Genomic DNA, 8,761 nt, shown 5'->3' with positions numbered 1-8,761 from the left:
CAGCTGACTAGTACTAATAGGTCGAGGGCTTGATCTTAATTAAACTTTACTTTGTGCAATTTTGAAAGAATATTTCTTTCAACTAGAAACATAAAAATTGATAGAAGCGAGTAGTGCTAGGAATGTGGCGCAATGAGGAGCGGAGTTTAGTAAGCTAAATGAGCACCGTAATAAGCCAACATGACGACGCAATGCGAAACTTATAGCGATTTTAAGGAAACTTCGTCAGCGTAGCTGCGAAGTACTGACCCAAGACGAAATCAGAGATTTCTGTGGGTCAGCATCTGGTGATTATGGCTTGAAGGTAACACCCGTTCCCTTTCCGAACACGAAGGTTAAGCTTCATAGCGCCGATGATACTCAAGGGCAGCCTTGTGGGAAAGTAGGTCGTCGCCAGGTTAATATAAAATAGAAGAACTTAAAAAAGTAGCATTTTATGCTACTTTTTTATTAGGCTTTTAAAAGAGAACCAAAGGCAGTCATGGAGTATGCCATGATTATGGTATAAGTGCAATAAAAAACCCTCCAAAATTTTTACTATAGAAATTTTGGAGGGTTTTTATCTAAAACTATGATGTTAATTTATTTCTTCTAGAGGGTCATTGTAGCCTGTAAATTGTGTTAAAGGTTTCCGCCACAGCCTCTTCCACCTTTACCTCTACCATTACCCATCATGCCACCGAAGCCTCTATTGCCCTTTAAACCATTTTCACCGTCAAGAGTACAATTTTCTATGTTAGTATTAACTCTTTCTTTTAAAGCATCTCCTTCTTCTTTAGTGATTTTTCCATTGGTTATTGCTTCGTCAATAGCTTTAGTTCTTTCTTCAAGCATGGCTTTTTTAAAGTCTTCTTGACTTATTCCTTTTTCTTCAGCTATTTGCCACATGGTTTTTCCAGAAGTTAAGGCAGTTTTGATTTCGTCATCAGTCATGTTTAATTTGTTCTTAAGTAGGGAAGTCATCATGTCATAGCCAAAGCTACCACCATTCATCATTCTTCCCATGCCAATTCTTCTATTAGAAGAGATTGCTGTATTGTTTGTATTTTCAGGCGCTGTTGTAGATGCGTAAGCAGTTACTCCTAATCCTAATGTTAGAGTTAAAGCTAATGTAGCTATAATTGTTCTTTTTTTCATAATATATTCCTCCTAAAATTTTATTTGCTTTATATTAATATAATAAGCTTTAATTATGATTAAATTATGTGGTAATTGTGATGGAATTGTGAAAACTATTGTAATTATTTTGTAACATATTCGTAAATAAGGTGTAATCAATAAGGTGGATAATTATAGTAATATAAAATTGAATAAGTAAAATAGGAGAATTATTATGAATAAAGATGTAAAAAGATTTATAGCATCTATGCTTTTAATAAGTGTGATAGTATTTTTTCCAGGGTGTAACAATAAAAATACCTTTAACGCGCAGAGTAACAATGCTAAAAGTGAAAGATATAGTAAGGAATTATTAAATTTTTTTCCAAAAGAGCATATGGGAGAAATACATTATAGCGGTACTGCAGAATATGGAGAAACAGTTGAAATTTATAAGATTACTGGAACTGAAAAAAATTTAATAATTAATCTTAAAGGAAATATAGATAAGGTAGCTGAAGAAGGGGAAATAGAAGAGGAAGAGAGCGCAGGAGATAAGTTTAAATTTTGGAAAGAGTATATCATAGATTATGAATCTGTAAAAGAAGTGCAAAAAAATGGAGAATTTAAGAAGCGTCAAGAAGCCATTGAAAAGTTAACTATACTAAAGCTACCCCTGCACAAAGGAAATGCATGGGAAGATGAAGTGGAATTAAAGGGTAAAATTTATAGGGCTAAAACTACTATAATGGATATTTACGTAGATAACGACGGTAAAAAGCTAATAAAAACTGAAACGTTAATAAAAGATATAGAAAATTATCCGAATAAAACCTATAGAGAAACTAAGATATTTAAGGAAGGGAGGGGACTAATAGAATTTACTAACACAAGAGTATTTGAGGACAAAACTACTTTTGAATTTTCTTATAGAATGTTTGAAATAGATAGTAAATAAGGTTACAATAATAGTAAAATTAACATTACTTCGAGGTGAAAAAATGGGCTTAAAATTTATCTATGGAAGATCAGGTAGTGGAAAAAGTTACTATTGTTTAGAAGATATAAAAAGAAGTATTGAAAAAGGAAATAATAGCAATAAAATCCTCCTAGTACCAGAGCAGTTTTCCTTTCAAAGTGAAAAGAATCTGCTTAAATTTTTAGGCGAGGAAAATATTAATAAGGCTCAAGTTTTAAGCTTTAAAAGATTAGCTTTTAAAGTTTTTAACGAAGTTGGAGGGGTAACCCATAGACATATTAATGAGTCTGGTAAAGCTATGCTCATATATAAAATAATGAAGGATATTAATAATGAGCTAAAGGTATTTAAAAGTTCTGCAAAAAGAGAAGGCTTTATAAAGACCATATCAGAAATCATAACGGAATTTAAAAGGTATAGTATTACTCCAGATGCTTTATTGAAGTCTAGCGAAAGTATTGATGAAAATACATTGAAAAGCAAAATTGAGGATTTGGGAAAGATTTACTCAAAGTTTGAAGAGGCTTTAAAGGATAAATATATTGATAGTGATGATGATTTAACTTTGCTCCTAGAAAAATTAGATAAATCTAAGCTTTTTAATGGAGCAGAAGTTTGGATTGATGAGTTTTTTGATTTTACTCCTCAGGAATATAAGATATTAGAAAAAATATTACTTAAGTCAAAAAAGACCAATGTAACCTTAAGTACGGATGTATTAGAAGGAAATGCGTCTATAGATAATTTAGATTTATTTTATCCAAGCAAAAATACTGAAGAGAAGTTTTTAAGAATAATAGAAGAAAATAATATTAAATTTGAAAAACCAGTGGCATTAAGTTGTGCACCTTGTTATAGATTTAGAGAAAAAGAGGAATTAATTCACTTGGAAAAAAATCTATACGCTTTTCCTTATAGAGAGCATAAAAAGCCTACAGAGGATATTACTTTATTTAAAGCTTTAAATAGATATGGGGAAATTGAAAATACTGCTAGGGATATACTAAAATTAGTAAGGGAAAGAGGATATAGATTTAAAGACATTGCAGTGATAACCGGAGATTTAGAGGGATATGAAAACTTAGTTAGAGCAATTTTTTCTGAGTACGATGTTCCATACTTTATAGATAAAAAACTTCAAATTAGCAATAATCCTATTGTGGTGTTTATTTTGTCAGCCATAGAAATATTCACTAAAGGTTGGAGTTATGAAGCTGTATTTAGATATTTAAAAACAGGGCTAACAGATTTAGATGAAGAAGAGATAGATATTCTAGAAAATTATGTTTTAGCAAATGGCATTAGGGGAAAAAAATGGACTGATAAGGGTGAATGGAGCTATAGAATAAAGTACGGATATTACAAAGATGAGGAAATGTCTGAAGAAGAAAAAGAAGATATAAAACTAATAAACCTATTAAAAGAAAAAATAAGTACACCATTAATAAACTTTCATGATAATCTAAAAGGCAGCAAAAGTTCAAAAGAAATGACCTTAGCACTCTATGGATTTTTAGAAGAAATGAGTATTAATAAAAGAATTGAAGAGTGGATAAATAAATTTAAAAAAATATATGAATTAGATAGAGTAAATGAATATAATCAAATATGGAATATAGTAATAGATTTATTAGATCAAATTGTAGAAGTTTTAAAAGAAGAGGAAGTTAGCATTGATGTATTTGGCAAACTACTGAAAAGTGGTTTTGAGCAGTATGAACTTGGACTAATTCCGCCATCACTAGATCAATTACTTGTAAGTAGTATTGAAAGGCTTAGAAGTCACCAAATAAAAGCACTTTACATAATAGGAGTTAATGATGGAGTATTTCCTAAAGTTTTAGCTAGCGAAGGATTACTTACGGATATAGATAGGGAAAATTTGAAAAGTAGTGGTGTGGAAGTGGCTAAGGATACTAAGAGCAAGGCCTTTGAAGATCAGTTTTTAACTTATATAACCATGACCACCATGAGTCATTACTTAAGAGTAAGCTACCCAATATCAGATTATGAAGGAAAATCTTTAAGACCTTCTATTGTAATTTCTAAATTAAAAAGGATTTTCCCAAATATAAAAGAAGTTAGCGATGTAATCTCAAGTGAAAGTATTGATGAGGAATTTGACAAAATAGGAACTCCAAGGTCAACCTTTAATGAACTTATACTTAATCTGAGAAATATAAATGATTCTTTAGAGATTCATCCTCTTTGGCTAAGTGCTTATGATTGGTATATTAATAATGAGGAGTGGAAGGATAAATTAATCAATATTTTAGAAGGATTCTCTCATAATAATGTAGCGGAAATACTAGACACTCAAAAGGTAAGAAAATTATACGGTTCAAAATTAAATATAAGTGTATCTAGGCTTGAAAAATATGCAGAATGCCCCTTTTCTTATTTTGTAAAATATGGATTAAGGGCAAAGGAAAGAAAGATATATAAGCTTTCAACTCCGGACATAGGAACTTTAATGCATGAGGTATTAGAGGATTTCTCAAAATATATGGAAGAGAAGAAAATGCAGTGGGAAGATATAGATAAGAAGCTATGTGAGGGAATAGTATCTAATATACTAGACGAAAAAATTAGTAATATGCCAGGGAGTATATTTAAAAGTTCTCCAAGATATGAATACATGGGTAATTCCTTAAAAAGAATAGTAAGCAGGGCAGTTTCTGTTATTGGGGAGCAAATTAGCAGAGGGGAGTTCAAACCTAAAGACTATGAATTATCCTTTGGATTTAATGGAGATTTTCCACCAATTTCAATAGAATTAAGTTCAGGGGAAACTGTAAATTTAATTGGAAGAATAGACAGGGTAGATGATTTAAAGGATGAAAAGGGTACATATATAAGGATAATTGACTATAAGTCTGGAAGTAAGGATTTTAAATTATCAGATGTATATTATGGTTTGCAAATGCAACTTTTAGTTTATCTTGATGCTTTACTAAATGAAATAGAGCGGATTCATGGTGAAAATGCTTTTCCAGCAGCTATGCTTTATTTTAAATTAGATGACCCCATTATTAAGACTAAAGGTGAGCTAACTGTGGAAGAAATAGAAGATAAAATAATTAAAGAATTAAAGATGAAAGGACTTCTTTTAGCAGATGCTGAAATAATTAAAGCTATGGATAGAAATGTTGATGGAAGCTCTGACATATTGCCAGTAAGAATAAATAAGGATAATACCATAGGAAAAAGTTCCTCAGCAGCTACACAGGAGCAATTTAAATTATTACGAGAATATGTAAGAGGTATGATAGTTAAGTTGTGTGAGGAGATGCTAGAGGGAAATATAAGCATTAAACCGTATAAAAAGACAGATACAACGACCCCTTGCAGATACTGTGAGTATTCTTCTGTATGTCAGTTTGATACAACTATTAGTGGCAATGGGTATAGATTTATTAATGACAAGAGCGATGATGAAGTATGGGAGTTAATAAAAAAATCTGTGGAAGAATAATACAATGCTTAGTGGAAAATCCTATGCCTAACATAACTAGGTATAGGGTTTTTATATGTGTTTATAATATTTACAAGCCTAAAACAGTGAACTAAGGGTATAGTTTGGAGGAAAAAAATTTTGGAACATAAGAATTATAAAATTAATGAAGTGGCTAAAATGCATAATATGTCTAAGAAAGCCTTGATATATTATGATAAAATTGGAATTTTTAAACCAAAGTATGTGGATGAAAAAAATAATTATAGATATTATGATATAAAAGAATTTCCCGTATTGAAGCAGATTATATACTTAAAGGAAATAGGATTTTCATTAGAAGAAATAAAAAACCTTTTAGAACATAGAGATCATGATGTGATAATAAATGCTTTAACCCATAGAAACAATGAAATATTCAAAGAAATTCAAAGATACCAAGATATGCATAACAGTATTGATTATTTGTTAAAGTTTTATAAAACCGCAAAATATTTTGATAAGAGAGATTTATACAAACCATCAATTAAAATATTTGAGCAAAGAAAAATCTTTTATTTAAAGTGTGAAGAAGAAGGAAATAGAGAAGAAGTAATGTTAACTTATAGAAGAGTGTTAAAACGTCTGCGAGAACTGGACTTATTCTCTCATCAAGAGTATGGAACAATATACTTACAAGAAGGAATAGAATCAGGTTTTAAGCATAATGTGGGAGCTTTTATCAGCACTCCTGAGAATTTTCATATTAAAGAGGAAACCATTCTCCCAGAAGGTAAATATATTTGTATGTATAAAACTGGTGGTTATTATGATGAAGAATCCGTTAAGTATCTTTTGAAATGGATAAGTGAAAACGGATATGAGGTTATAAGTGATATATATGAATATTGTTTGATTGATTATACTTTTACAAAATCAGTGGAAGAAATGGTATCAGAACTTCAAATAAGGGTAAAATAATTTCTTAGAAGTTAATAAAAAATCTTATTGACAATGACCTAAGGTCACAGATTAAGATAAGATTGTTAAAAAATTAATAACTAAGGAGTGAAGAGATTATGTCAGAAAATAAAATTAATGCTAAAGAGTTTTTTAATAAAATTCTTACAGGTATGAGTATAGGTATTGTAGTTGCATTAATACCTTCTGCTTTATTGGGGGAATTAGCTAAGGCTCTTAATATACAAGCGGTAGTAGAAATTACAAAGATGGCCAGCAGCTTATTGACTATTATAATGGGTCTTTGTATAGCAATGCAATTTAAGATGTCACCAATTCAATCAGGAACTCTAGCAATAACTACAATGATAGGTTCTGGAGCCTTAAAAATGAATGGTAAAGTTCTTCAATTTGCTGGAATGGGCGATGTAATAAATGCAGGAATAACAGCAGCCTTAGCAGTATTAGTAATATTATATATAGGGGATAAATTAAAGGCATACACAATGCTTGTTGTCCCAGCCTTTGTTATCACTTTTGTAGGAATCATAGGATTACAAATACTTCCATATGTATCTTCAATAACAAAATACTTAGGAAGCATGGTTGCTATGTTTACAACATTACAACCAGTGTTAATGGGAATATTTATAGCAGTTACTTTTGCAATATTAATAGTTTCACCAGTATCCACCGTTGGAGTTGCTATGGCAATTTCATTAGCAGGAATAGGTTCAGGAACTGCAAACCTTGGAATATGCGCTGCTGGTTTTGGATTAGCGGTGGCTGGATATAAAGTAAACGGCTTTGGAACTTCCTTAGCCCATGTACTTGGTTCTCCAAAGATGCAATTAGCAAACTTTGTGAAGAAACCAGCAATGATACTACCTATAGTTGCCAATGCAGCAGTGATTGGAGCTTTAGGGGGGTTACAAAAAATACAAGGAACGCCAATGAGTGCTGGATTTGGTATTAGTGGATTGATAGGACCAATAAATCATTTAAATATTGCTGGATATAGCGCAGGAAGTTTAATATCTACAATAATTATGTTTGCAATTTTACCACTTGTATTAAGCTTTGTATTCAAATATTTATTTGTAAATGTACTGAAAATTGTTAAAGAGGAAGACTATTTAATAGAATTTAAATAACATAAGGGGGAATTTATAATGAAAGTTATTGCATACGCATATAGACCGGATGAAGCTATAGCTTTTGAAAGGTTCTCAAAGGAATTAAATTTAGATATTACCTATGTAAAAGAGTGCTTATCTCCTGAAAATGCACATTTAGCAGAAGGAATAGAAGCTGTTACAATATTAGGCAACTGCAATGCTAGAAGAGAAAGTTTAGAAAAGCTAAGTAAATGTGGAGTTAAATACCTTTCTTCAAGAAGTGCTGGCTATAACAATATAGATTTAGAGGCAGCTAAAGAATTTGGAATAAAGGTAAGTAATGCACAGTATTCTCCAAATTCCGTTGCAGATTTTGCAACAATGCTTGCATTAATGCTAAATCGTAGAGTTATACAGTCAATAAAAAGAAGTGCTTCACAGGACTATAGCTTAGTAGGGTTAATGGGAAATGAACTGCATAATCAAGTAGTTGGAGTTATTGGAACAGGTCGTATAGGGCAAGCTGTTATAAAAAACTTTAGCGGGTTTGGACCTAAAATACTTGCTTATGATTTATATCCTAATGAAGATATGAAAAAGTATGTAGAATACGTGGATTTAGATACATTACTAGAAAAAGCTGATATTATCACACTACATGCTCCATTATTTGAAAGCAACTACCATTTAATAAATAAGGAAACTATTGTAAAAATGAAGGATGGAGTAAAAATTGTAAATACAGCCCGTGGAGAGTTAATCCATACCTTTGACCTAATAGATGGATTAAAAAGTGGCAAAATTGGAGGAGCAGCTCTTGATGTTATAGAAGGAGAAGTAGGCATTTATCATAATGACTGTCGTTTTAAAACTATAAATCATGATGAAATGGCTATATTAAGAAACTTACCTAATGTAGTATTAACATCACATTTTGCATTCTATACAGACCAAGCTGTTAGCGATATGGTAGAATGCGGGTTAAGAAGTTTATATTTATTTTTAACAAAAGGAAATAGTCCTTGGGAGATTACTTTATAAACAGAGTATATAAAGTAATCTATATAATAAAAAGCCCCAGAATTTTTAAGAATTCTGGGGTTTTCTTGTATTTTGAATACCCCAGGTTATACCTGGGGTTCTAAAAGGCTTATAGCTATGAGTAGAAAAAAA

Annotated in this window: 6 protein-coding genes and 1 rRNA gene; 6 read left to right on the top strand and 1 reads right to left on the bottom strand. The window is 31.1% G+C overall.

All coding sequences use genetic code 11. The features are described from left to right. Positions 1-283 precede the first annotated feature (283 nt). A 5S ribosomal RNA gene (gene rrf / locus ABDZ69_RS16855) occupies positions 284-399 on the top strand. 222 nt (positions 400-621) lie between these two features. Here the strand turns inward: rrf and ABDZ69_RS16850 are convergent. Next, positions 622-1,137: a hypothetical protein gene (locus ABDZ69_RS16850; protein WP_343771568.1), complete on the bottom strand. Its 516-nt coding sequence runs from the start codon at positions 1,135-1,137 to the stop codon at positions 622-624. Between the two features lie 196 nt (positions 1,138-1,333). Here ABDZ69_RS16850 and ABDZ69_RS16845 point away from each other — a divergent pair, with 196 nt between their 5' ends. The 5 genes from ABDZ69_RS16845 to ABDZ69_RS16825 all read left to right on the top strand — a co-directional run bounded on the left by ABDZ69_RS16845 (position 1,334) and on the right by ABDZ69_RS16825 (position 8,629). Beyond that, positions 1,334-2,056 carry a hypothetical protein gene (locus ABDZ69_RS16845; RefSeq protein ID WP_343771566.1) on the top strand — a complete coding sequence of 241 codons (723 nt, stop codon included), beginning with the start codon at positions 1,334-1,336 and terminating at the stop codon, positions 2,054-2,056. Between the two features lie 43 nt (positions 2,057-2,099). Then, positions 2,100-5,552 (top strand): helicase-exonuclease AddAB subunit AddB, encoded by a 3,453-nt coding sequence (gene addB / locus ABDZ69_RS16840; RefSeq protein ID WP_343771564.1) that lies wholly within the window; start codon positions 2,100-2,102, stop codon positions 5,550-5,552. 120 nt (positions 5,553-5,672) lie between these two features. Next, positions 5,673-6,491, top strand: a complete 819-nt coding sequence (locus ABDZ69_RS16835) for a MerR family transcriptional regulator (RefSeq protein WP_343771562.1) — start codon at positions 5,673-5,675, stop codon at positions 6,489-6,491. Between the two features lie 98 nt (positions 6,492-6,589). Then, on the top strand, positions 6,590-7,624 hold the full coding sequence (locus tag ABDZ69_RS16830; protein ID WP_343771561.1) for a PTS sugar transporter subunit IIC: 1,035 nt from the start codon (positions 6,590-6,592) through the stop codon (positions 7,622-7,624). 18 nt (positions 7,625-7,642) lie between these two features. Continuing rightward, complete coding sequence (locus ABDZ69_RS16825) at positions 7,643-8,629, top strand: D-isomer specific 2-hydroxyacid dehydrogenase family protein (RefSeq protein WP_343771560.1); 987 nt, start codon at positions 7,643-7,645, stop codon at positions 8,627-8,629. The last annotated feature ends 132 nt before the right edge of the window (positions 8,630-8,761 follow it).

Source organism: Clostridium malenominatum (assembly GCF_039521365.1).
Classification (GTDB): Bacteria; Bacillota; Clostridia; order Clostridiales; family Clostridiaceae; genus Clostridium_AW; species Clostridium_AW malenominatum.
The sequence above is the reverse complement of the archived record's forward strand: the minus strand, read 5'-3'. Positions and strand labels throughout refer to the sequence as shown.

Bases quoted from the DNA above. Each gene is read 5' to 3' on its own strand.
- ABDZ69_RS16850 (WP_343771568.1), bottom strand. From the start codon at position 1,137: ATGAAAAAAAGAACAATTATAGCTACATTAGCTTTAACTCTAACATTA.
- ABDZ69_RS16845 (WP_343771566.1), top strand. From the start codon at position 1,334: ATGAATAAAGATGTAAAAAGATTTATAGCATCTATGCTTTTAATAAGT.
- addB (WP_343771564.1), top strand. From the start codon at position 2,100: ATGGGCTTAAAATTTATCTATGGAAGATCAGGTAGTGGAAAAAGTTAC.
- ABDZ69_RS16830 (WP_343771561.1), top strand. From the start codon at position 6,590: ATGTCAGAAAATAAAATTAATGCTAAAGAGTTTTTTAATAAAATTCTT.
- ABDZ69_RS16825 (WP_343771560.1), top strand. From the start codon at position 7,643: ATGAAAGTTATTGCATACGCATATAGACCGGATGAAGCTATAGCTTTT.